The sequence below is a fragment of the Nodularia chucula CCY0103 genome (genome assembly GCF_963923915.1).
GTDB classification, from domain to species: Bacteria; Cyanobacteriota; Cyanobacteriia; order Cyanobacteriales; family Nostocaceae; genus Nodularia; species Nodularia chucula.
Genome location: NZ_CAWUOL010000021.1, coordinates 19258 through 44312, shown reverse-complemented (window position 1 = coordinate 44312; position 25055 = coordinate 19258). Strand labels below are relative to the sequence as shown.

22 protein-coding genes are annotated in these 25055 nt (G+C 41.3%); 16 read left to right on the top strand and 6 right to left on the bottom strand.

The genetic code is table 11. From position 1 onward, the window contains the following. Positions 1-262 precede the first annotated feature (262 nt). Positions 263-2350, bottom strand: a complete 2088-nt coding sequence (locus ACM0OP_RS08725) for a protein kinase domain-containing protein (protein WP_414528007.1) — start codon at positions 2348-2350, stop codon at positions 263-265. A gap of 25 nt (positions 2351-2375) precedes the next feature. Further along, positions 2376-4067 (bottom strand): protein kinase domain-containing protein, encoded by a 1692-nt coding sequence (locus ACM0OP_RS08720; protein ID WP_414528027.1) that lies wholly within the window; start codon positions 4065-4067, stop codon positions 2376-2378. Positions 4068-4184: 117 nt separating this feature from the next. Here ACM0OP_RS08720 and ACM0OP_RS08715 point away from each other — a divergent pair, with 117 nt between their 5' ends. After that, a complete protein-coding gene (locus ACM0OP_RS08715) occupies positions 4185-5702 on the top strand; it encodes a phenylacetate--CoA ligase family protein (protein ID WP_414528026.1) in 1518 nt (505 codons plus the stop codon). Positions 5703-5837: 135 nt separating this feature from the next. Further along, a complete protein-coding gene (locus ACM0OP_RS08710) occupies positions 5838-6008 on the top strand; it encodes a high light inducible protein (RefSeq protein ID WP_414528006.1) in 171 nt (56 codons plus the stop codon). Positions 6009-6177: 169 nt separating this feature from the next. On the opposite strand, the gene ACM0OP_RS08705 is transcribed toward ACM0OP_RS08710, so the two are convergent. Together ACM0OP_RS08705 and ACM0OP_RS08700 are read right to left on the bottom strand one after the other, a co-directional pair. Beyond that, positions 6178-6465: an RNA recognition motif domain-containing protein gene (locus ACM0OP_RS08705; RefSeq protein ID WP_414528005.1), complete on the bottom strand. Its 288-nt coding sequence runs from the start codon at positions 6463-6465 to the stop codon at positions 6178-6180. Positions 6466-6891: 426 nt separating this feature from the next. Next, positions 6892-7563 carry a fasciclin domain-containing protein gene (locus tag ACM0OP_RS08700; protein ID WP_414528004.1) on the bottom strand — a complete coding sequence of 224 codons (672 nt, stop codon included), beginning with the start codon at positions 7561-7563 and terminating at the stop codon, positions 6892-6894. Between the two features lie 372 nt (positions 7564-7935). Between ACM0OP_RS08700 and ACM0OP_RS08695 the strand changes: the two genes are divergently transcribed. From ACM0OP_RS08695 to ACM0OP_RS08660, 8 genes are all read left to right on the top strand, one after another. Then, a complete protein-coding gene (locus tag ACM0OP_RS08695) occupies positions 7936-8727 on the top strand; it encodes a glutathione S-transferase family protein (protein WP_414528003.1) in 792 nt (263 codons plus the stop codon). Between the two features lie 137 nt (positions 8728-8864). Continuing rightward, a complete protein-coding gene (locus ACM0OP_RS08690; protein ID WP_414528002.1) occupies positions 8865-10595 on the top strand; it encodes a helicase HerA domain-containing protein in 1731 nt (576 codons plus the stop codon). Positions 10596-10716: 121 nt separating this feature from the next. After that, positions 10717-12435, top strand: coding sequence for an ankyrin repeat domain-containing protein (locus ACM0OP_RS08685; RefSeq protein WP_414528001.1), 1719 nt, complete (start codon positions 10717-10719; stop codon positions 12433-12435). 111 nt (positions 12436-12546) lie between these two features. Further along, a complete protein-coding gene (locus ACM0OP_RS08680; protein WP_414528000.1) occupies positions 12547-13518 on the top strand; it encodes a deoxyhypusine synthase family protein in 972 nt (323 codons plus the stop codon). Between the two features lie 264 nt (positions 13519-13782). Beyond that, entirely contained in the window at positions 13783-14256 is a 474-nt protein-coding gene (locus ACM0OP_RS08675) for a GNAT family N-acetyltransferase (protein WP_414527999.1), read from the top strand. A 186-nt stretch (positions 14257-14442) separates the two neighbouring features. Continuing rightward, complete coding sequence (locus ACM0OP_RS08670; RefSeq protein ID WP_414527998.1) at positions 14443-14928, top strand: cupin domain-containing protein; 486 nt, start codon at positions 14443-14445, stop codon at positions 14926-14928. Positions 14929-15157: 229 nt separating this feature from the next. Next, positions 15158-15400, top strand: a complete 243-nt coding sequence (locus ACM0OP_RS08665; protein WP_414527997.1) for an AbrB/MazE/SpoVT family DNA-binding domain-containing protein — start codon at positions 15158-15160, stop codon at positions 15398-15400. Next, positions 15394-15837: a type II toxin-antitoxin system PemK/MazF family toxin gene (locus ACM0OP_RS08660; protein WP_414527996.1), complete on the top strand. Its 444-nt coding sequence runs from the start codon at positions 15394-15396 to the stop codon at positions 15835-15837. Before ACM0OP_RS08665 ends, ACM0OP_RS08660 begins: the two co-directional genes overlap by 7 nt. Before the next feature lie 62 nt (positions 15838-15899). On the opposite strand, the gene ACM0OP_RS08655 is transcribed toward ACM0OP_RS08660, so the two are convergent. Next, positions 15900-17102: a phosphoglycerate kinase gene (locus ACM0OP_RS08655; protein ID WP_414527995.1), complete on the bottom strand. Its 1203-nt coding sequence runs from the start codon at positions 17100-17102 to the stop codon at positions 15900-15902. A gap of 89 nt (positions 17103-17191) precedes the next feature. Between ACM0OP_RS08655 and ACM0OP_RS08650 the strand changes: the two genes are divergently transcribed. The 3 genes from ACM0OP_RS08650 (at position 17192) to ACM0OP_RS08640 (ending at position 20526) form a co-directional block, all read left to right on the top strand. Next, positions 17192-17599, top strand: a complete 408-nt coding sequence (locus tag ACM0OP_RS08650) for a universal stress protein (RefSeq protein WP_414527994.1) — start codon at positions 17192-17194, stop codon at positions 17597-17599. A gap of 730 nt (positions 17600-18329) precedes the next feature. Then, positions 18330-19313, top strand: coding sequence for an RNA polymerase sigma factor, RpoD/SigA family (locus ACM0OP_RS08645; RefSeq protein ID WP_414527993.1), 984 nt, complete (start codon positions 18330-18332; stop codon positions 19311-19313). Positions 19314-19728: 415 nt separating this feature from the next. After that, positions 19729-20526 (top strand): hypothetical protein, encoded by a 798-nt coding sequence (locus tag ACM0OP_RS08640; protein ID WP_414527992.1) that lies wholly within the window; start codon positions 19729-19731, stop codon positions 20524-20526. Here the strand turns inward: ACM0OP_RS08640 and cobO are convergent. Next, a complete protein-coding gene (gene cobO / locus ACM0OP_RS08635) occupies positions 20523-21209 on the bottom strand; it encodes a cob(I)yrinic acid a,c-diamide adenosyltransferase (protein WP_414527991.1) in 687 nt (228 codons plus the stop codon). The genes ACM0OP_RS08640 and cobO overlap by 4 nt on opposite strands. A 528-nt stretch (positions 21210-21737) precedes the next feature. On the opposite strand from cobO, the gene ACM0OP_RS08630 reads away from it, so the two are divergent. The 3 genes from ACM0OP_RS08630 (at position 21738) to ACM0OP_RS08620 (ending at position 24731) form a co-directional block, all read left to right on the top strand. Then, positions 21738-21893 (top strand): hypothetical protein, encoded by a 156-nt coding sequence (locus ACM0OP_RS08630; RefSeq protein ID WP_414527990.1) that lies wholly within the window; start codon positions 21738-21740, stop codon positions 21891-21893. Positions 21894-22052: 159 nt separating this feature from the next. Continuing rightward, entirely contained in the window at positions 22053-22994 is a 942-nt protein-coding gene (locus tag ACM0OP_RS08625; RefSeq protein ID WP_414528025.1) for a DUF4351 domain-containing protein, read from the top strand. Between the two features lie 153 nt (positions 22995-23147). After that, the gene (locus tag ACM0OP_RS08620; protein WP_414527989.1) at positions 23148-24731 is read left to right on the top strand and encodes a GUN4 domain-containing protein; all 1584 of its coding nucleotides are present in this window, start codon (positions 23148-23150) and stop codon (positions 24729-24731) included. Positions 24732-25055 lie beyond the last annotated feature (324 nt).

Sequence of the window (25055 nt, the reverse complement as noted above, 5' to 3'; positions counted from 1 at the left end):
GTTTATCATGTCTGGGGGTGAGGATTTTGGGGATTCCGTGAGGGTGGTGATATTTTGATACCCAAAAACATTATATACACAATCTCAGTGATATTAGCTACCGCATTACTGCCAAAGCACTAGGCGAGGGGACTGGGTACTGGGGATTGGGGACTGGGTACTGGGGACTGGGTATTGGGAAGTAACCATCTTTCCCCTGCCTTTTCTTCCCACACTCCCCACACTCCCCACACCCTGCCTCTGCGCCTCTGCGTGAGATCAATTAAGGTTCAATTGGAGTTTCAGGAGGTGTTGGCGTTGGTTCTCGTGTAGGTTCTGGTGTGGGCGTTGGCGTTGGTGTAGGTTCTGGTGTGGGCGTTGGTTCTGGTGTGGGCGTTGGTTCTGGTGTAGGTTCTGGAGTAGGCGTTGGCGTTGGTGTAGGTTCTGGTGTGGGAGTTTCCGCCGTAATAGTGAGTTGATAACTGAGGGGTTCTGATGCTGTGGAAGCAATCACAAATTCATAAAATCCCGATTCTGGTAACTTAGCTGATAAATTCCGTTCTGTGGAATCTTCTAAGAGTTTGACTTGACCTGAAGGAGAATAAACGGAAAGCAAAATTTGAGAATTTGCTTGTAAATTAATTTCTAATAATTGATTTTGGGCGAGGTTAGCAATGAAAACTTTACCCCCAGCAGGGTGAACAGCAGGTTGGAGATTTCCGCTCATTGTTCTACTGGTAGCACCTTGATCAAATTGGATGCGTTCAAAAGCTGTCCCAGAAACAATAGCGTTGAGTTTATCGCTCACAAATCCGTGCCAAACTTGACCAATGGGTTGATTAATAAAGTCCTGGCCTCGCTGTTGGGGAAATTGGTTGAAAAAGGCTGCATCTCCTAAATCATATAAAGATGTACTACTAACATTGCGTTTGTTGACTTCTACTAGCCAACGTTCCCGTTCTGCTGCTGTGTAAGTTCCCAATTGCTGGCGCACATTACCACTTAATGGCGCGAGTTTTTCTAATAATTCGGCGGCTGTGTTGTCCCATTCGGCTCGCAAACTTTCATCTTGGGGTTCGTCGCTGAGAGTCTTTCCCCGTAAGTTGGGGTTATTATCCCAAAATATTTGATTGACTACGTTGACGTAAAATCTAGAGTCGATATTCAATTGTTGACGACGGGCGTTTAATCTGCGTTTGCGTTGTTGTTCTTCTGGGGAAAATTGATTGGAGGATTCTGTGGGTTGTTCGACTACGGGTGTATCAGTTTCGACTTGGGGGCGATTTCTGCTGAATCCCCACAAAATTCCGCCAGTTGTACCCACAATTAATAGTAATGCGATTAATCCTGTGATTGGTGTTAACCAAGATGATGGTTCGGGATCTGTGGGATAGGCGGGGGATGGGGAAGATGAACGGGGCGGCGGTGCGGGTGAAACTGCTACTGTGGCAGATGTAGTTGGTGGTTGCGGGTATTGGGTAGGGGGATGGCTGGCTGCTGTGGGGTTGAGGGCTGCTAAGACGTGACGGGCTGATTGATAGCGATCGCCTGGTCTGGGAGAAAGCATTTTATCTAATATCTGTCCCAAGGGCGGATTGAGATTTACTTCTCGTCGCCATTGCCAAGTTAAATTATAGTTATCAATTAGTTCTGCTGGTTGTTTCCCGGTTAATAACACCAGCATTGTCACAGCTAAGGAATACAAATCACTGTGAGTAGCAACTAAACCAGTTTGCATCTGTTCTGGAGGTGCAAAGCCAATTTTACCTAGCAGGGTGGGCGATCGCTGGGATGAAGATTGTTCTGGTTGATAATATTCTGAAGCTACTGTAGCGGCTACTTGTTTCACACCACCAAAATCAATTAATACTGGTAATTTGTCAATACTCCGCAGAATTAAATTATCTGGGGAGATATCCCGATGAATTACCCCCATTGAGTGGATATATTCCAACACAGGCAAAATTTGTAATAATAATTGCCTAATTTCTGGTTCTGTAAATCGCAAACCTTGCTGTTTACGTGTATCTAATAAGGAACTGTAATTTTGTCCTTCCACATAATCCTGGACTAAAAACAGGTATTCTTGACCTGCTAATTTCATCCGCAGTAGTTCCCGAAACCGGGGAATTTGGGGATGTTGCAGCTTGTAGAGAACACTGGCTTCCCGTTCAAATAATTCTTCAGCTTTTTGAACGACATACTCAGTTTGCACTTGGGGGGAAAATTCTTTTAAAACGCACAGTTCCCGAAAGCGGTTAATGTCTTCAGCTAAATAAGTCCGTCCAAAACCACCTTGACCAATTTGACGGATAATTACATAGCGATCGCCTAAATTTAAACCCGGTTGAATATTATTATTTATATGCATAAGTTATTAAGTTATTAGTTATTCGTCATTTAATTTTTACTTTACTGACTTGATCAGCTGCGATCGCATACCAAACTTGACCAAAAGTTTGCTGATTCAGTTTCCCACGGTCTTGTCCTGGAAACAACTGATCAAATTTTTGATTCGTATCCCTGTTCAGTTCATTGAATGTATATTTTCCCCACTCTCCCCTTCTGGCTTGTTCTCTCCAAATTTTCTCATTCTCTGAACCATAACGCCCTAATTGCTGACGAGCTGCTGTACTCAGATTAGCCTTTTCTATTTGATTCAATAAATTTCCCGCAATCCCAGCCCATTCAGCCCTTAATTTTGCGTCTTCAGCACCAGAACTCAAACTACGTCCCTTTAACTCTGGATTTTGACCATGAAATAAATTATCCACAAACTGAACAAAAAATCCTTCCGGAATGTCTAACTGTTGGCGACGGCGTAAAATTTCCGTAATATTTTCAGAACCCCTCTGACTAACTGGTCTCCCCAGAGGATTGGGAAAACTAGGAATTTCCGGGAGAGAAATAGTAGGAACACTAATAGAAGTCACAGTCCGAACAATAGAATTTACCACAGCCCAAGTTCCAGCGCCAGTTAAAACCACCAAAGTTGTCCCCCCAAGACTCACAGCAAAAGGGCGCAACCAAACTGGCATTGTCACATTTTGATTAATTAATTTAGTTTTACTGTGTAATTTACTGACAATATTAGAGGCTTGTTTTCGTCCCGGAGCCACCACCATAGTTTTCAGCTTAGTCACATAGTTATTCTGGGTTCTGACAGTTGTAGCCCCAGGTAAATCTGCGAGAATATCCGCCGCTTTTTCATAGCGATCACTCGGCTTGTAAGCAAGCATCTTTTTTAACACAGACTCCAACTTACTACTCACCTTAATTTCCTTACCCCAATACCAAACACCCTCATAGCTGTCATAGAGCTTTTGTGGTTCCTTACCCGTCAGCAACACTAAAACTGTAACCGCCAAAGAATATAAATCGCTATTAAAAAATACTTTACCCTGCCTGAGTTGCTCCTCTGGTGCATATCCTTTTTTACCCAACAAAGTATTATTTACACCCAACTGAGTAAACCAAAAACCTTCAGCAGCCGGTAACTGCTTCACACCCCCAAAATCAATCAATATTGGTAAATGGTCAGAACGCCGCCAAATCAAATTATCAGGAGAAATATCACGATGAACCACATCCCGTGAGTGAATATACGACAACACAGGTAAAATTTCCTGCAATATTTTCATGACTTCCTCCTCAGAAAAAGCCGTTCCTTGGGCTTGGCGTTTCTCTAATAACTCCTCATAACTAATCCCATCTATATAATCTTGCACCAAAAAGAAAAAATCCTTACTTCCTATCTCCACCTGTAGCGAAGCGTGAAACCGGGGAATTTGCGGATGTTCCAGAGACTGAAGTACACTAGCTTCCCGCTCAAATAACTCTTTAGCCTTAACTAGATCCTGCTGTGCTTCTACTTGAGGAGCAAATTCCTTCAGCACACAGCTTTGATGTGATTTTTGCTGATCTTCCGCCAAATAAGTCCGTCCAAAACCACCTTGACCCAATTGGCGGATAATGCGATAACGATTATTTACAACCTGTCCAGAAGCCAGAGGTAATGGTTCACCACAGTGGATACAAAAACGATTACCACCGTTGTTTCCGTGTTGTTTACTGCAATATACCTGCATCATAAAGGCTCAACTAAGGTTTTATCACGTTACTACAAGTTGTGCAGTTGCATTTACAGAAAAGTTTTAAACAATTAAATAATGGCTAAAATACTCGCAACATATAACTGCAACTCCATGTACAGCGAATCACCACAAACACGAGCCATAAAAGGATTTGAAGATTTTATATCAACTCCCCTAGAAACTTTACTACAACAACATCTGAATATTTCCACCCAATCAATAGCCCTAGACTTATTTTACGACGTAGCCAGCAAAGTACCTGCTTATAAAGCTTTTTTAGCAGCACAAAATATTGATCCTACAGCTATCCAAACACTTGCAGATTTTCAGCAACTACCTGTAATTGACAAAGAAAATTATATTTCCCGTCATCCCTTAGCCCAACTGTGCCGTTATGGGAAATTAGAAACCTGCGATATGATAGCAGCCTCCTCTGGTTCCACAGGTAAACCCACATTTTGGCCCCGTTTTTTCACCGATGAACTACAAATTACCACACGTTTTGAACAAATTTTTTATGATAGTTTCTACGCAGATACTAGACGTACCCTCGCTGTAATTTGTTTCTCATTAGGCACTTGGGTAGGTGGAATGTTCACCAGCAATTGCTGTCGTTATCTTGCCAGTAAAGGGTATCCCCTCACCGTAATTACCCCTGGTAACAATAAAACAGAAATTTTACGCATTGTCCAGGAAATAGGCGGGGATTTTGACCAAGTAGTATTACTCGGTTATCCGCCATTTCTCAAAGATGTCATTGATACTGGTATTGCTCATGGTGTGCAATGGCAGCAATATCAGATTAAATTAGTGATGGCAGGAGAAGTATTCAGTGAAGAATGGCGGACTTTAGTGGGTCAGAGACTCGGCGCGGAAAATCCCTGTTATAACTTTGCCTCACTTTACGGTACTGCGGACGCAGGTGTATTAGGTAATGAAACACCATTGAGTATTTGCATTCGCCGTTTCTTAGCAGCACATCCAGAAGCAGCTAAAGCGTTATTTGGCGAATCTCGTTTACCCACATTAGTACAATACGACCCCACCAGTCGCTTTTTTGAAGTTAGCGATCGCACATTGCTATTTTCTGGAGATAATGGCATACCCTTAATTCGCTATAACATTATGGATACTGGAGGCATAATTAGTTACACTGCTATGCTGGAGTTCTTAGCAGAGTTGGGATTTGATCCCGTAGCAGATTTGACTTCCCAGACTCAGGATTTACCTAGAGGAATGCATCCCTTACCTTTTGTCTATATTTTCGGACGCTCTAACTTTACAGTCTCCTACTTTGGGGCAAATATTTATCCCGAAAATGTCACCGTGGGATTAGAACAACCGACAATTACCGCCTGGGTGACAGGAAAATTCGTCTTACAGATCAAAGAAGATGTAGATCAAAACAGGATTTTATCCGTAGTTGTGGAATTAGCTCCAGGGGTAGAAGGTAGCGAAGAACAGCGACAAGCCATCACATCCTCCATTTTGACCCAACTTTTGCGCCTCAACAGCGAATTTGCTAACTATGTTCCCCCAGAATATCAAACCCCACAAGTCACCTTAGCCCCAATGGGTGATTCAGAATATTTTCCTATAGGCGTGAAACATCGTTACACCCGCAGATAGTGAATTAAAATCGTCACCGTATACGGTAATTACCTCATTGAAGGTAGAGTTTTTTATTGCATTTCCGTAAATATCTGTTACATTAGTTTACATACAACCGCAATTTTTGCCATATAAAAACTAGGAATACTAACTATGTCAGATACTAAAACTGCAACAACCAACGACCCTAACGCTTTACGTTGGGGATTCACTCCTCAAAGCGAAAACTGGAACGGTCGCTTTGCCATGATTGGTTTCATTTCCGCTATTCTTCTAGAAGTATTTTCTGGTCAAGGTTTCCTCCACTTTTGGGGTATCCTGTAAGTCTCTATAGACTTTTCTAATTCCAGAAACAGTATTAATTTTAAAAGCTCCGAACGAGGCCAAGGCCTTGTCCGGAGCTTCAGTTTTAGTTAGGTTTAATTAGGGCTAGGAAGTAGGTATTAGGGGTAAATTTCTTCTCCCCCATACTCCCTAATAGTGGTTCAGGAAGTTACCAACGACCGCCACCGCCACCGCCACGGCTACCTCCTCTATCTTCTTTGGGTTTAGCTTTATTAACCTTCAGGTCGCGTCCCATCCATTCCGCGCCATCTAGAGCTTCAATAGCTGCTGTTTCTTCAGCATCTGAACCCATTTCTACAAAAGCAAAACCACGTACGCGACCTGTCTCACGATCAGTAGGTATTTGTACCCGTTTAACAGACCCATATTCTGCAAATACCGCAGATAAAGCGTCTTGGGTAACGTCGTAAGAAAGATTGCCTATATAAATTGACATTGATTGTCTCCAAAATCACAAAGATGCAGAGATTTAGATTTCGGAGAGAAGTCTGTAAATACCACAAGGAAAAAGCCTGTCAATACTAAAAACAAACGCTGTCGCCGAATTAATTCTCAAACCTGATTGTGACACATAATTTCCATGAACAGGGGGGAAGTCGAAAAAACTGTTATAAAAAGTTATGTTAAGTTCATGTATATTTATGTTTCTATGTCTACTATCTAAAGATAGATATTTTTAGCCGAGTCCGTGGGGCAGGGGGCAGGGGCAGGGGTGCAGGGTGCAGGGGGGAAGAAGAGGCAGGGGTGCAGGGTGCAGGGGAGAAAGATGATTGTTACTCCCCACACTCCCCACACTTCCCACACTCCCCACACCTCCCACACTCCCCACACCTCCCACACTCCCTACTCCCCACTCCCCAACTTACAAGTCAGGAGGCAAAATCACCTGATCAATTGCGTGTATGACACCATTACTACCTTGAATGTCTGCCTGAACGACGTTGGCATCATTTACCATTACGCCATTAGCACCAACTCTAACTGTGATTGCTCCACCTTCGAGGCTCTGCACTTCGCCAGATGATAGGTCAGTAGATAGAACTTTGCCACTGACGACATGATAGGTTAATAGCTTCAGCAAAATTTCTTTATTTTCTGGCTTCAGCAAGTCTCTGACAGCATCTTGCGGTAGTTTGGCAAATGCGGCATTAGTGGGGGCAAAAACTGTTAAGTTATCTTGTCCTTGCAAAGCGTCTGTTAATCCGGCGGCTTTGAGGGCTGCGGCTAAGGTGGAAAAGTTAGGGCTAGACTCGGCTAATGCTAATAGGGTTTGATTTTGTGTCCCTGCTTCTGGAGTAGTTGTGGGTGGTGTGACTCTGGGTGTGCGTGTACCTGGAGGTGCAGTCTGAGGTTGAGTTCCACGGTTGTAGGGGGGTTCATTGAAAATACTGGGGCGAGGATTGAGAACTCCACTACCAGTCTGGGCGATTAATTGATTGGTGGCTGCGTTGGCTCCAGATGGTAAAGCGAGCAGGAGGCTGATGCTGGCTAGTCCTGCTAACTTGGTGAACAATTTGCTATAATCTACGTTCATAAATTTTGTTTGTCTTTCAGTTCGTACAGGTCACATAAAGATTTATAACACTTTGTTATGGGAAATATGGTGATTAAGGTTGAAGATGTTTGGTGAACAGGATGATGGAGTTTGAATATTAATGCTTTTGTGGCAGTGAATCTGAAAATCCGGTGATTTGAGTATATTTATCTATTAAGTTGGTTTATTTAATATTTTTATGAGTCAATAAATAACTCTTGGCGAAAAATCCCGAATTTACGGCTAATTACTGGATAATTTGGCAATTATAGCTGGATTTTTGTCTCTATTTTTCTCAATTTCTCAGGAAATTCACTTGAAGTGAAGATACAATGAGAGCATTGTAGAATTGGTTTGTTAAAAGTAGAGATTATGTTAGAATTATACCAATGGGAATTATCTCAATACTCAGAAAAAGTGCGCTTAATTCTAGATTATAAAGGTCTAGATTACCGAAAAATAGAAGTGACACCAGGGGTAGGACAATTAGATTTATTCCGGCTGACTGGTCAAAGACAAGTGCCAGTTTTAAAAGACGGAAGTAAATATATTGTAGATTCTACGGAAATTGCCAAGTATTTAGATTTAGAATATCCTGAGCGTCCACTGATACCTGAAGATCCTCACAAGCGGGGTTTGACTTTGCTGATGGAAGAATGGGCAGATGAGTCAATTGGTGTGAAGGGTAGGAAGGCTCTTTTTTCTGCTATTAGTCAAGACCAAGGTTTTCGCAAGTCTTTGTTGCCTAATTCTACACCGGATATATTCAAAACTTTGCTGGAGGGAGTACCTAGTGATGTGTTGAAAGTTTTGGGTTTTGGTGTGGGTTGTAGTCCAGATATGGTGAAATCAGCGATCGCCGACTTGAAACAAGACCTGGAAGCGTTAACACTATTATTGGCGGATAGTCCCTATTTAACTGGTGATGAACCAACTTTAGCTGATTTAACAGTGGCGAGTTTATCTATATTACTGAAGTTCCCCCAAGTGGCTTATCTGGATTTACCAGCAGGCCTGTTAGGAAAAGGTGTCCCAGGTTTAGCAGATAATCCTGATTATGAGCTATTTTTCACCTGGCGCGATCGCCTCTATGCTCAATTCCGCAAACCATTAATCGGTATACCCCCATCTGGAAGCGCACCAACGGCTATTCAAATTGATTGAGTGATGGGATGATGGGAAAATACAGCGTTGTCTACTTCAGTGGAAAATTAAACAAGTTGTAGCTGTCATAATTTTGCTAATTCTCACTGTACAACTACAATTCAATACAGATAGCGCACCCACTTTTCATCTAACTCATGAACTCCTCACAACCATTAGGTTCAGTAATAGAAGGTTCTCTGACAGGGGGATTAGAAGTACGACTACACCCAGACATTTCTGTGGAAGATATGCGGGTAGGTAAATTTTTAGTTGTGCATGGACTGCGATCGCGCTTTTTCTGTATGCTGACAGATGTAGCACTGGGAACAGCAAACGATCGCATTATTGCTAATCCCCCCGGTTGGGAGGATACTTTTTTACGAGAAGTTTTAGCTGGTAGTGGTACTTATGGGACTATCAACCTCTCACCGATGTTGATGTTCACACCGGAATCCGATGAGGATTTGTTTATTGGTAATGGTAAACCTGCTAATGGTTTGGTAGCATCGCCCAATGGTTTAGCATCATTTCAGCCTCAAACCAGCACGACGATGGAGTTACTCCCGGTTAAAACTATTCCCAGTCACTTTAGCCAAGTTTACGAAGCCAGTGTTGATGATTTTCGTCGCGTATTTGGTTGGGAAGATGACCCCCACAGACGCAATTTTTCCATCGGTAAACCCTTAGATATGGATGTACCTGTCTGTATCGATTTAAACCGCTTTGTTGAACGCAGTAATGGCGTATTTGGTAAATCTGGAACAGGTAAATCCTTCCTGACTCGCTTACTTTTAGCTGGGGTAATTCGCAAAAATGCGGCGGTAAATTTAATTTTTGATATGCATTCGGAATATGGCTGGGAAGCAGTCGCCGAAGGTAAAAATGTGAATACAGTCAAAGGCTTAAAGCAACTATTTCCTGGTAAAGTAGAAGTCTACACCCTTGATCCTGAATCTACAAAACGTCGGGGTGTACGTGATGCTCAAGAACTGTATTTAAGTTATGAGCAAGTGGAAGTTGAAGATATCAAGTTATGTAGTCGAGATTTAGGCTTATCGGATGCAGCATTGGATAACGCGAATATTTTATATAGCGAATTTGGCAAATCTTGGATAGTCCAGTTGCTGAATATGACGAACGAAGAAATTGAAATGTTCTGCGACGAAAAGCGGGGACATAAAGGTTCGATTATGGGATTGCAGCGTAAACTTCTTCGCATGGATAGTTTAAAGTATATGCGCGGAGTTTGCCCCCAGAATTATATTAGTAAAATTATTCAATCCTTGGAAGCTGGAAGAAACGTAGTTATAGAATTTGGTTCTCAGTCTAATATGCTTTCTTATATGTTGGTGACTAATATGATCACCAGACGGATTCATGGACATTATGTCAAGAAAGCCGATAAATTTTTACAAAGCAAGAATCCATGCGATCGCCCCACGCCATTAATGATTACCATAGAAGAGGCGCACCGCTTCCTAGACCCCGCCATTGTTCAAAGTACCATCTTCGGCACCATCGCCCGTGAACTGCGGAAATATTTTGTCACCTTGTTGGTGGTAGACCAACGCCCATCTGGGATTGATAATGAAGTTATGTCCCAAATTGGTACACGCATCACCGCCTTACTCAACGATGATAAAGATATAGATGCCATTTTTACAGGTGTCTCTGGTGCGGGTGGTTTGCGGTCAGTATTAGCCAAATTAGACTCAAAGCAACAAGCCTTAATTTTAGGTCATGCCGTCCCCATGCCGGTGGTTGTCAAAACTCGTCCTTATGACGCAACCTTCTATGCAGAAATCGGTGATTCTGCTTGGGAAGAAAAACCAGATGCAGAACTATTTGCAGCTGCGGAAATAGCTAAAGCTGATTTGGGTTTTTAAGGGAGATGTGGGGAGAAGAGGCAGGGTGCAGGGTGCAGGGGGAAAAATTTTTAGTTTCCAATACCTAGTCCCCAATCCCCAATCCCCAGTCCCCAATCCCCAGCTATAAGGAGAAATAAATATGCAAATTCACATTTACGCCGAAGAAGGAAACATTGCCAAAGTTCAACAAGAAATTGCTCATGGTGTTGATATTAATTATCTAGATAAGTATGAATCTCGAACGCCATTAATGTTTGCTGTGTCTAGTCCCCATGCAGATATAGATTTGGTGCGCCTACTGGTGGAAAATGGTGCTGATGTTAATGCTGTAGACACCTATCAAAATACAGTCTTAGCATTAGCTGTACAATCAGGAAATCTAGAAAAAATTCAATTTCTCTTGGATGCTGGCGCTGATATTAATTACCAAAAACCTCACGGTTATGATGTCTTAATCGACGCGATGTATGGGCGAGATATTACCAAAGATGAAAACTTACTGGCAATTATTGATTTATTAATTAAAAGAGGTGCAAAAGTAACCGGTGTCACCGATTCTGGTGAATCTGCACTCAGAAGGGCTTCAGATACAGGCAGATTTGATGCAGTCAAAATATTATTAGCCGCAGGTGCAGATCCACAACAATTAATATGGACAGAATTAATGCACGCCATAGTTTTTGGCAGTTTAGCAGATGTCGAAAAATTAATAACACAAGGTGATGAACTATTTGAAATTGATTATTACGGCAGAAATCCTTGGCTATTAAGTCTTCAGGTAGGAGATTTAGCTAAAGCAGAGTTACTATTAGGAGAAGCTAATTGTCACGAATTTGAATATGGTGGTAAAACTTCACTAATGTATGCCATAGAAAACAATCGATTTCAAATCCTTCAATGGTTAATTGACAAAGGATGTGATGTTGAAGCTACTGATGAATTTGGTACAACGGCGTTAATGGTAGCAGTAGAACGTGATCATCCTGAGTGTGTAAAAATTCTCCTAGAAGCTGGTGCTAAAGCAAATAGAGAAAATAATTATCATGAGAAAGTTATTCAACAAACAAACAATATCGAAATTGTCAGAATGTTGCTGGCTGTAGGTGAAGATATTAATAATGTCAACGATGAGATGCTGCGATTACTCATGGGTGTGAGTAAAAATGACATTCTGCATATATCAAAATCACAGTATTTAGCCGGAAAACATCGGCGATTTGGCAAAAGTAATCCAGAACTGATGGAAGTGGATTTCTGGAAAGCAATGGTCAGTAGTGGCTTTCGGGCTTATAAAGCTCAACAAACTTTTAACGATACAAATTATCATGAATCTCATCAACCCGTATGGTGCTTTGATAGATTTGGGAGAACAGTTACACAGTTACCCGATGGCAAAATAGTAGTAATTGCTGGGGAACATGAAGACTATTATGACCCCAATTTTTGTATTTATAATGATGTAGTTGTTTCTCAAGGTGATGGCAATTTCCAAATTTATGGTTATTCAGAAGATGTTTTTCCGCCTACTGATTTTCATTCAGCAACATTGGTAGGAAAATACATATATATTATTGGCAGTTTAGGTTATTTAAACGAGAGAATTTGCGACCATACCCCAGTTTATAGACTCCATTGTGAGACTTTCACAATCGACACAGTTAAAACTTCTGGAGAAAACCCAGGATGGATTTATAAACACACAGCCTACTATCAAGAACCCAATCAAATCTGTATTAGTGGTGGTAAGATTTTAGCGATAGTGAATCAAAAGCAACAGTGGTTAACTAATGCTAATAGCTACACTTTGGATTTAAAAAAATTTCGTTGGACTCGCATCATATCATCAGATACAGCGTAGTGTAAATAGCGACACTGGCTTTAAGGATTTGATCGGCGATCGCATAGGAGTTAGGCTATACTTTACCCGATAGCGAGACATTCTTGAATTGACAGCAAAGGGTAACATCTCATGAGCCGGACTATTTCTCAATTTATTGAAGAAAATTTTCTACATTTTAACGCCGCCGCCCTGGTTGATGCAGCTAAAGCATACAAAGTCCATCTTGAGGATAACGGCAAGATGATGATTACTCTGGCTGGAGCCATGAGTACAGCCGAATTGGGTATATCTTTAGCAGAAATGATTCGTCAGGATAAAGTGCAGATTATTTCCTGTACCGGGGCGAATCTGGAAGAAGATATTATGAACTTGGTAGCCCATAATCATTACAAGCGTGTCCCTAACTATCGAGACTTAGGCCCCGAAGATGAATGGCAACTTCTAGAACAGGGTTTTAATCGGGTAACTGATACTTGCATTCCTGAAGAAGAGGCTTTTCGCAGAATACAGAAGCACATTTTCCAACAATGGAAGGAAGCAAATGACACAGGGAAAAGATATTTTCCTCATGAGTTTATGTATAAAATGCTTCTGTCTGGTGATATGGAACAATATTATCAAATAGATCCCAAGAATAGCTGGATGCTGGCTGCTGCCGAAAAAGGATTACCAATTATTTGTCCTGGTTGGGAAGATTCCACAATGGGCAACATTTTTGCTTCTTACTGCATGAAAAAAGAACTTCAACCCAGCACCATGAAGTCAGGAATTGAATATATGATGTGGCTGGCGGATTGGTATAAAGAAAATTCTGCTGGTAGAGGGATAGGATTTTTCCAAATTGGTGGCGGAATTGCGGGAGATTTCCCCATCTGCGTTGTCCCGATGTTATATCAAGATTTGAAAATGACCGATATTCCATTTTGGTCTTATTTCTGCCAAATTTCAGATTCCACTACCAGCTATGGTTCTTATTCAGGGGCAGTACCCAATGAAAAAATAACTTGGGGTAAGTTAGATAAAACCACACCCCGTTTTGTTGTGGAGTCTGATGCCAGTATAGTTGCGCCTTTAATGTTTGCCTATATTCTTGAACAATGATCTAGAACTTAGGCACTGTAAAAATTTCTTGTTTTGTGAATTAACAAAAATGGGTAATTTCAGCCTTTCATCAATTATCCCTTGATAAATAGAGCAATCACCTAATGTGAATCTTCGCCCTTATAGGGCGGAGATTGTTAAATCACATCATAGCCGTTGGATATGCAGGGAAGAAAAGTGGAAAAATAGAGTGGAATCTCAAGATAATATTCATGCCTAGAAAACTGAATCAAACTAAAGTTTAGTTTGGTGAACGATAAATAGATGATGGAAATTAAACCAATACAATCACACCAAAGCAAAGAAGTTAAAAGCTTAATTTTTACAGTAGTTCAGGAAATATGGCAAGTTTCAGAGGAGGAAATTAAAAGTTACGATGATATGACTGATATTGATCATGTGCGATCGCAATACTGTGACAATAACGGCACATTCTTAGTGCTATGCGATGATAACAGGATTGTTGGTAGTGGAGCTATCCGGCGTTGCAGTGATGATATTTGTGAACTGAAGAGGATGTGGTTTCTTCGGGATTACCAAGGACGAAGTTTAGGAACGAAAATGGCACAAAAGCTATTAGATTTTGCCAGAAAAAAAGGTTACAAAAAGATTAGACTTGATGTTTTTGATGAAGAAAAACAATCACTAGCCATAAATTTTTATGAAAAATTAGGTTTTTATATGATCGAGCGATATAATGACAGTCCCTGTAATGTATTTATGGAGAAAGTGCTTTAGTTCTAGTTATTTTACGGTGTCAAAGTGGGAAAATAGAGTGGAGTCCCAAGATAATATTCATACTCAGATTGCGCGTGAAGGATTCATGTACTTACCCAAGCGTGGCAAGGGCAGCCATGAGCGTTGGCGGCATCCTCTAATGTAAGTGGGTGAATTGGAATTGATAATTATCTAGAGAAGTGAGACATGATTATTAATCCTGAAAATGTTCCCAGTCGGACAACTTCAAATTATCCCGATAAATTTAAATATGTTGTGTTCGGGAGAGCGAAACAGGCGTTAGGAAATGCGGCAGGATTAAAAAATTTTGGTGTCAATTTAGTGACACTCGCACCGGGAAGTTGTTCTGCTCTCCGACATTGGCACACCCAACAAGATGAGTTTATTTACGTCCTGGAAGGTGAAGTTACTCTAGTTACCGACGCAGGAGCGCAAATCCTCACACCGGGAATGATGGCAGGTTTCCCAGCAGGTGAAGAAGATGGACATCAATTAGTGAATCGCTCCAATGCAGTGGTAGTTTATTTAGAAATTGGCGATCGCCTACGGCGCGGCTTTGCCGATCGCACTCCAGACGATGAAGTGTACTATCCAGACAATGACCTAATTGCTAAATCCAGTGCTGATGGACAGACCATATTCACACACCAAGACGGGACTTTATATGAATAGTATTTTTGGAACTGTCACGACATCTCTACACCACTTTCTCAACCCCAGGATTCAGCACGGGATTAGACGGGTTTAAGCGCAAGTATATCTATTAAAAAAATTTATTGACATCAGCTAATTAAATATGTATCTTCAAAGTATATACGTTAAGCAAAGTTGTTAAGAGTGTTTCACTGCGAAAATCTTAAGTTTAGCGTGTGGATCTCTAACAAAATATTTGGAGATATCTATGACCAGAGTTGTTGCTAAATGGGGAAACAGTTTAGCTATTCGGATTCCCAGATCGGTCGCGGAACAAGCGCAAGTAACCGAAGGAACAAGTATAAATTTTACCGTTGAAGGTAGCAGTATTGTGATTACACCACAAAAAAGGAAAAAATATACCCTTGATGAGTTGCTTGAAGGCATGACTCCTGAAAATTTTCATCCTGAAATGGAAACTGGAAACATTGTGGGGAATGAAGATTGGTAGTTAATTCGTACTTTCCTGATAGAGGTCATATTGTTAAATTAGAATTTGGAAACACGCAGCAATTTACGGCCGATTCGATTAAGCGTGCATTTACCCTGCAAGCGTCAGGAATGTCATTTGATGATATTGCTAGGACATTAAACAATGAATTGCAACAGCAAGGGCGTGAGCAAACAGGCTACCGTCCTGTTCTTGTGGTATCTCCAATTAAATACAATCGAATGGCTTCTTTAGTTCTAGCGTGTCCCATCACTAGTACATCAAAAGGGCTTAGTTTTGAAGTTCCGCTTATTGAGGGAATGCAAACAAAAGGAGTTGTGTTAGCTGACCAAATTAAAACACTAGATTGGAGGGCTACAAAGGTAAAATTTGTTGAAAGTGTTACACAAGATTTAATAGAAGAAGTACAGGCGAAACTCGAAACATTAATTTCATAAAACAAAGCTAACAGTGATTAGCTATTAAAATTTTCCTCTAATCACTGTTAACTGTTAACTGCTTACGCTTCGTCTAAAGCGGCAATTCCAGGTAATGTCTTACCTTCTAGCAACTCTAAACTAGCACCGCCACCAGTAGAGATGTGGCTCATTTGGTCAGCTAAACCAACTTTTTCCACAGCTGCTACTGAGTCACCACCACCGATGATTGTGGTTGTACCAGTTTTGCTAATTTCTGCCAACGTATGGGCGATCGCCTCTGTACCGGCGGCAAATTTATCAAACTCAAACACACCCATTGGGCCGTTCCAAATCACTGTCTTGCAGTCAGCCAAAGCTTCTTGGAAGACTTTAATCGAATCAGGGCCAATATCCAAACCCATGCCATCAGCCGGAATATTTTCAATGCTGACAGTTGTGGCGTTGGCATCGGGAGCAAACTTATCTGCTGAGACGATATCTGTAGGTAAAAGTAAAGCTACACCACGTTCTTTGGCTTTAGCTTCCAAAGTCTTGGCTAATTCTAGCTTGTCTTCTTCCACCAAAGACTTACCAACACTCAAACCACGGGCTTTGTAGAAGGTGAAAATCATCCCACCGCCAATAATCAGCTTGTCGCACTTCTCTAACAGAGTTTCAATCACACCAATTTTGCTAGAAACTTTAGAACCACCAATAATCGCCGCCAAAGGACGTTGGGGATCTTCAATGGCGTTTTGCAGATACTCCAATTCTTTCTCAATTAAATATCCACCCACGGAAGGACTCAAATAGTGAGTTACACCTTCAGTGGAAGCATGGGCGCGGTGGGCTGTACCAAAAGCATCGTTTACATAAAAATCAGCATTAGCTGCTAGTTTTTTTGCAAATTCTGGGTCGTTCTTCTCTTCTTCTTTGTAGAAGCGGACATTTTCCAATAGCAGAACTTGTCCATTTTGTAAAGCCCCAACTTTGGCAGCAACTTCATCACCGATACAGTCATCAGTTTTCACAACTTCTTGTCCGAGTAACTCCGAGAGACGTTGAGCTACTGGGGTTAAACGTAACTTGTCATCCACACCCTTGGGACGACCAAAGTGACTAGCTAAAATTACCTTAGCGCCCTTCTGCATCAAATCTTTGATGGTGGGTAGTGCAGCGCGAATGCGTGTATCGTCTGTGATGTTTCCTTTGTCATCCAGAGGCACGTTAAAGTCAACTCGGACTAAGGCACGTTTACCGGAGATATCAGCAGCAGATAAATTTGCTAAAGTTTTTTTGGACATAGATAGACTCTCCTGATTGCCTTTTTGTTATTGTTTTGAAAGTAGAACCATAAAGATTTTACCGGAGTCAGGGGTGCTAGGTGAGAGAGATGTTTAAAACAGTACTATTTCCAATTGATCAAAGCCGGGAAGCGCGGGAAGCTGTGGACGTAGTTACCAACGTTGTGCAGAAGTATGGTAGTCGCTTAGTGTTGCTGTCTGTGGTGGAAGAACCCCCCGCAGATGCGCCTAGTCCCGACCCGATGATGTCGGCAGAAGTTGTGGCTAAGTTGCTGGAAAATGCCCAATCTCTGTTTTCTCAACAAGGAATTGCATCAGAAATTATCGAAAGGGAAGGTAAAGCCGCTTTTACTATCTGTGATGTTGCGGATGACATTGGGGCAGATTTAATTATTATGGGATGTAGAGGATTAGGCTTAACTGAAGAGGGGGCTAGTGATAGCGTTACCACTCGTGTAATTAATCTTTCCCCTTGTCCTGTGTTGATTGTGCCTTAAGGTGGCGAAGACGGGATTGATCTCCTGTGTAAGAGCCAATTATTGCAACAACTAAGGTAGTTAGGACATGACCAAAGTCCCAAACCTATTCACAAGAAGTATTTGACTTTTGCTATTCCCCGCAATACTCAGAAGTTTTTATTCGACCTCAAATTCCCCACTCTACATAGCTAGGTGTGGTGGAAAGGAGCAAGTTTTGTCTGAGGAAAGCGGGGAACGGTGACATTTCAAATTTTCAAGTTTCGTAACATCACTCCATGTTCTCAGGCTACACAGTTCGGTTATCCGGCTAGTTTTCAGCAACTGAGGAGGGGGTTTTAGCGTCACTATAGATATAGTTAGTCAAAGTGAGGGAATTTATTTCTTTTTCAAGAGACCACTTTTGGATTATAATTGTAAGATTTTTCTGAGATACTTTACTATCCGGTTAATTTGTCTTAATATAAGATAAGTAGAACTCATATCGACTTCACATTGAACAGCTGCGGAGCGCAGCTGAGGATAAAAAGAATTATCACAAATAAGCAAGTGTGCTTGTAAGAGATTCACAAATTTAGGGAAGGTAGAGGAACCTATATCAAGGATGCATCTTCTTGATACTGCATAAGCGGTGTATGAATTGACTTCTTTTGGTAGCGCCCTATGTTCCGTGATATGTGTACTACCTTTCCAGACCTGATTTATTTATTTCAAGATCCGTTGTGTTTACGGAGTAGAGGACAACGCACCAATGGCTATTGTTAACACCAAAACCGAAAACCTGAATACCAAGTTCACTGCCGATATGGTGCGAACCTATCTGCGCGAAATTGGTCGTGTACCGTTGCTGACTCGTGAAGAAGAGATTATTTTTGGCAAGCAGGTACAACAGATGATGATGCTGCTGGAAGCTAAAGATGATTTAGCCAAAAAACTAGAGCATGAACCCAGTTTACCAGAGTGGGCGGCTCATGTTAACCAGTCGGAAACAGAGGTGACACAGAATGTAGCTCAAGGTAAACGAGCTAAACAGAAAATGATTGAAGCGAATTTACGCCTGGTGGTGGCGATCGCCAAGAAGTACCAAAAGCGGAACATGGAGTTTTTGGATTTGATCCAAGAAGGAACTCTAGGTTTAGAAAGGGGTGTAGAAAAGTTTGATCCCACTAGGGGTTACAAGTTTTCCACCTATGCTTACTGGTGGATTCGCCAAGCGATTACCCGTGCGATCGCCCAACAAGGCCGTACCATTCGTTTACCGATTCATATCACCGAGAAACTGAACAAAATCAAGAAAGTACAGCGAGAACTGGCGCAAAAGTTGGGGCGATCGCCTACCCCGGCAGAAATTGCTCAAGAATTGGAACTAGAGCCAATGCAAATCCGCGAGTATCTGAACATGGCGCGTCAACCAGTTTCCTTAGATGTGAAAGTTGGCGATAACCAGGATACGGAATTGCAAGAAATGCTGGAAGATGATGGCCCATCGCCTGAGTATTACACTACTCAAGAGTTCTTGCGTCAAGACCTGAATAACTTGTTAGCAGAACTCACCCCCCAACAGCGAGAAGTTTTAGCCCTGCGCTTTGGCTTAGAAGATGGGAACGAAATGTCCTTAGCCAAAGTGGGTGAACGCTTAAATCTTAGCCGTGAGCGCGTCCGTCAGCTAGAACATCAAGCTCTTGCTCATTTACGCCGTCGTCGCGCCAATGTCAAAGAGTACGTTGCTAGCTAAAAGCAGATGGCTTGCTGTGACGCGCCTCCTGAACGCAGGGGGCGATTTTTTTTGTGATATCGGGGATTGGGGACTGGGGACTGAGGATTGGGGACTGGGGATTGGGTATTGGGTATTAGATAGTAACAATCTTTCCCTACACCTCCCACACTTCCCATACTTCCCACACCCCCCACCTCTTCTCCCACACCAGGGGATCAATATGTCGAAAGAGGTAGAAAGTGGTGAAATTGTAATTTAATGTGCAACCTTAAGGTAGAATTAGAGACAATACTGCGTTTTTTGACACAATTATCCTAGATAATAGAAGTGTAAAATATATAGCACTCTGGGCAGAGCCGAGAACAATGTATATTTGGTTAGGGTTTAAGTAAGTAGTAGAGGGAATAGTTGATTTTTTGACAGGAGGAATCAGGTGCTTAACAAAATAACTAAATTATTCTCCGTAGGTCAGTGGAGACTTCCTCTTTTAAGCTTACTTCTGACACTAGGCGTAGTGGGTGAACAAACTACACCAGTATTAAGTAACCAAATCCAAAGAACATCTACTGCTATACCTTTAGATGCTCATGTAGGTTCCAGTAATCAAACACCTGTATTGTCTCGCCTGAGACAAGTTCGAGAACACAGAAATCTGATTCGCAAACTTGCTATTGAAAGAGAAAATAGAAAAAATCTCTCACAGTCCCAACTGCAAACGACAAATCCGGTAAAGGGTGAACTTCAACAGCGTTCTAGATTGATCTTTTCCACCCAGTTACTAAGGAATATTAATACTCCGGCTCTCAATACCGGGCTATTTAGTCGTACTCCAGTACGGACAAGAGGGAATTTTCCCACTGAAGATGGGACTTATCTTTATGGTCAATCACCAATATCTGACCAAGTTGGGCAAGGGTATATCCTGTTTGAGAAGCGCCAAGGTAGGATAACAGGGGCGTTATATATGCCACAATCAGAGTTTAGTTGCTTTCAAGGTGCTATTGAGCAATCGGGAGAGTTGGCGATGACTGTGACAACTTCTCCCGGTGAAATTGGTGTGAATCCAGTCGCCACAGGTAATCAATTCCAAATACCTAGCTACAATGATGACCAAACCAGGAGCTATCCTTATTCCGTGACGCTGGAAGACTATCATCGCATTGATTTAATCAGCGCTAACGACGAAGGCATTTTGGAGAATTGTAAACAATTTTACAGCAGTGTAAATTAAAACTCGATCCCTGGTTGCGCCTTCACTCCTTGATCCCGGAATGGATGTTTTATCAAAGTCATTTCGGTAACTAAATCAGCTTTTTCAATTAAAGCAGATGGTGCGCCTCTACCAGTGAGAATGACGTGCTTATTTGCTGGTTTTTCTGCCAAACCTGCTAAAACTTCATCTACTTGTAGATAGGCCATTTTCAGGGCGATGTTAATTTCATCTAACAGCACTAGTTGAAATTCGGGATTGCGGATATATTCTAATGATTTTTGCCAAGCGGCGCTGGCTTTATCTAAATCCCGATCGCGGTCTTGAGTTTCCCAGGTAAAACCTTCCCCCATAGCGTGAAATTCGATTTGGTCTTCCCACATACTAAACACTGCTTTTTCTGCGGGTTCCCAAGCGCCTTTGATGAACTGAATGATTGCTACTTTATAACCATGACCGAGCGATCGCAACACCATTCCCAAAGCCGCAGTCGTTTTACCTTTACCGTTACCAGTATTAACTATAATTAACCCTTTTTCTGGTACAGCGTGCGCTATCCGCCGTTCTTGGACTTCCTTACGGCGCTGCATCTTTTTCCGGTACTGTTCATTTGTGAGGTCAGTTAGGGTTGAGGACATTACTTCATCTATTAAGCGTTCAATTTCTTTATCTGAGTTTAACTCTTCTGGTGTATCACTTTTCATCAACCTTACCTGAAAATAGCTGCTACAATCAGTAGAATGTGAATTTTTTCGGCTACCCTAAAACACTCCAGGCGCATCAGGGCGGAAACTTAGTTTTGAGAATTTTCGATTGCTTATTTTAAGTTTAAGCAGTTTCTGATTTTGATTTGGCTGGTTAAATATACAAAAATAATATCACGTCTGTTTGAATAGTTCTCATATTTGAGAGGGTTGGGAATAGGGAATAGATCACAGGAAAAAGTTGATGACAAATAATTAGCCAGACATAATATAAATCATTGTTTGATAACTTGTTGGGGAAAATTGACAAAATTTGGTCTCTGTTCAATACCTATTTTTGCCTTAATGAGCGATAATTTGGAAATCCTCTGTTAAGTCATAATAATATGCCTTTAAAATCACTAAAAATGTTGAATAACTACATTTTTAAATTATTTGATTAACTGAAAAATTACAGAATGCTTTTTGAATAAATATTCAGTAAAAAAGTGATTTGATATTTAATGAAATGCTGACAAAGATGTGTAAGTGTCAACCTTAATCTACAATTTGAGATTAAACACGCTCCCAGGTAGTTATGTTATTGACATTCCTAATTCCCAATTAAACTTACCTAATGGTGATGTTGTCAGTCAAGAAAACCCCACGGCGGGAATTACGGATATGTTTTACCTGGGAAATTAGCGGGAACACTTCGTTCTCATCTTTTAGTTCGCATCCCTCCCACACCTGTGGATTTATCTCAGTAGACAGTGTAACAGTGGAGCAATACCTTTGATAGTATTGAGCATCAGTAGTCATGATATTCTAGCAATAATTACTAACAAAAATGCTTTTGTATTAATGACTGAGGAACTGTCAAGAGCCGATAATGATAGCCCCTGGAAAGAAATTTTAGAAGCATACTTTCCCCAAGCTATGCAATTTTTCTTTCCCCAAACAGCAGCATTAATTGATTGGGAACGTCCCCACGAATTTCTCGATAAAGAATTTCAACAAATCGCCCGTGATGCTGAACAAGGTAGACGCTATGCAGATAAATTAGTTAAAGTTTGGCAAATTAACGGTGAAGAAGTTTGGCTATTAATTCATGTGGAAATCCAAGCCAACCGAGAAGAGACATTTGCTGAGAGGATGTTTTCTTACAATCTGCGAATTTTTGACAGATTTGGTCAACCTGCAATTAGTTTAGCGATTTTGTGTGATGCTGACCCCAAATGGCGACCAAACCAATATAGTTATAGTTACCCCGATAGCAGTCTGGATTTTAAATTTGGCACCGTCAAGCTGTTAGATTATCAGAACCGATGGCAAGAATTAGAAGCCAGCGATAATCCCTTTGCTACAGTGGTAATGGCGCATTTAAAGACGCAGCAAACCATTAAAAAGTCAGGAGAACGCAAAAGTTGGAAATTTAGCTTAATTAGGCGATTGTATGAATTAGGCTTTCAGGAAAGGGATATTCGTAACCTGTACCGATTTATTGATTGGGTTATGATTTTACCAAAAGACTTGGAAACAGAATTTTGGCAAGAGTTTAAACAATTCGAGCAGGAAAGGACTATGAGCTACATTACCACAGGTGAGCGCATTGGCTACGAGCGGGGACAACAAGAACTGGTGATCAGGCTACTACAAAAAAGGGTGGGAGAATTACCAGAAGAGGAGAAAACAGATATTCAAGCTCTTTCACTAGTACAGTTAGAAGCACTGGGAGAAGCTTTATTAGATTTTACCGATTCTGACGATTTACTTCACTGGTTGCGAGCAAATCGAACAGCTTAGAAATTTTCTCACGGGGTATGGTTGATGAAACCTCAGCCTAACCCTCTCCTGATTAAGAATTTTTTTTCTACTTGATCAGGATGGGGCGCATCCCAGGAGGAAACAATGTATAATTTTTACAGCCATAAATAACACATCAGTGGTTGTGAATCTATGCGTCAATGTCTGAATCCTGAATGTCTGCACCCCAACCCCGATAATTTCCAATTTTGCCAAAAATGCGGGAGCAAATTACTCCTCAGAGAAAGGTATGCACCACAGTCAATTTTAGGACAAGGGGGTTTTGGGCGGACATTTTTAGCCATTGACGAAGATAAACCCTCAAAACCTTTTTGTGTGATTAAGCAATTTCTCCCCCAAGCACAGGGGACAGATAGTATTGAAAAGGCTTCTCAGTTATTTGCACAAGAAGCAGAACGTTTAGAAGAGTTGGGAAAACATCCGCAAATTCCCGAATTAATGGCGTATTTTACCGCCGATAACCGCCAATATTTGGTGCAAGAATTTGTCAAAGGGGAAACCCTGGAAGCGGAGTTAAATAAAAATGGGGTTTTTTCGGAAAAGCAGATTAGAGAATTATTAATAGAACTATTAGAGATTTTGCAGTTTGTTCATAGTAAACAGGTAATTCATCGAGATATTAACCCAGAAAATATCATTCGTCGCAGTTCTGACAACAAGTTATTTTTAGTGGATTTTGGCGCAGCGAAGGTAGTCGAGCAAAAACAGCGCACAGTTACAGTTACAATTATCGGTTCTGCGGAATATTGCGCCCCGGAACAGTCAATGGGAAAGCCTAAATTTATTAGTGATTTATATAGTTTAGGGGTAACTTGTCTACATTTATTAACTGACATCAGTCCGTTTGATTTATATGATGTGATGGAGGGGGAATGGGTATGGCGCGATTATCTGAATGGGAATGTTGTCAGTGATGAATTGGGTAAGATTCTGGAAAGGTTAGCAAGTCCTTTACCCAAACAGCGTTATCAGTCTGTTGCGGAAGTTGTGAATGTTTTAAATCCTGTTTCATTTAATAGAAGAACCCCACCCCCTAACGCCGCAAACCCAGAAAGAACAACCCCACCCCCTAACCCCGCAAGCGAGGAGGGATTAAAATCACCAGTGGGGATGGACTATAGGAAGTTGCGTGACTTACTCGCTGGGGGAATGTGGGAAGAAGCAGATGCGGAAACAGCACGGGTAATGTTAGCTATAGCGAAGCGAGAAAAAGAAGGTTGGTTAGATGAAAAAAGTATTGATAACTTTCCCTGTGCAGACCTCCGCACTATTGACCAGTTGTGGGTAAAATATAGCAATGGGCGCTTCGGTTTTTCTGTGCAGAAACGCATTTATCAAAGTTTGGGGGGAACAAGAAAATACGACAAGGAAATATGGGGAGCTTTTGGTGACAGGGTAGGATGGAAAAAAGGAGGAGACTGGTTTTCAACGTTGTTAGGATGGAAAAAAGAAGACAACTCGTTGCACTACAGTGATATTTACAACAAGAAAATATGGGGAGCTTTTGGCGACAAGGAAATATGGGGAAAAGGAGGAGACTGGTTTTCAACGTTGTTAGGATCGCAAAAAGAAGAAAACTGGTTGTACTACAGTGATATTACTTTTGATATAAAAGCACCAGTAGGCCATCTTCCGTGGATCAGTCACCTTCCGCACCGTGAAGATTTGTATAATTGCTGGGGTTTAATCTCTCTTATCTCGCATCTAGACTTGTAAACTGTAAGATTTAAATTAACGGTAGGTTGGGTTAATGGTAGGAAACCCAAGATTATCGCTGGCTGAAAAGTTAGAGGTAACTAAGTTAAAGGATAAAATCAGGGTTTAATTACTTCTCCACAGTTGATTTTTCATCAAAGATGCACTGGGTAAAGGATTATTTTTTTAACACAAACTCACAAATAGGTTTCTCTTGGCGTTCTTTGGGTCTTGGTGGTTTTTTTAACACGAAGTCACGAAGTAGAGATACGCTGAAGTTAAGGTAATATTAAGTAAAAATTCTGTGTGAGGGAATATAGCATCAGAAGTATTGCTAAAATCCTA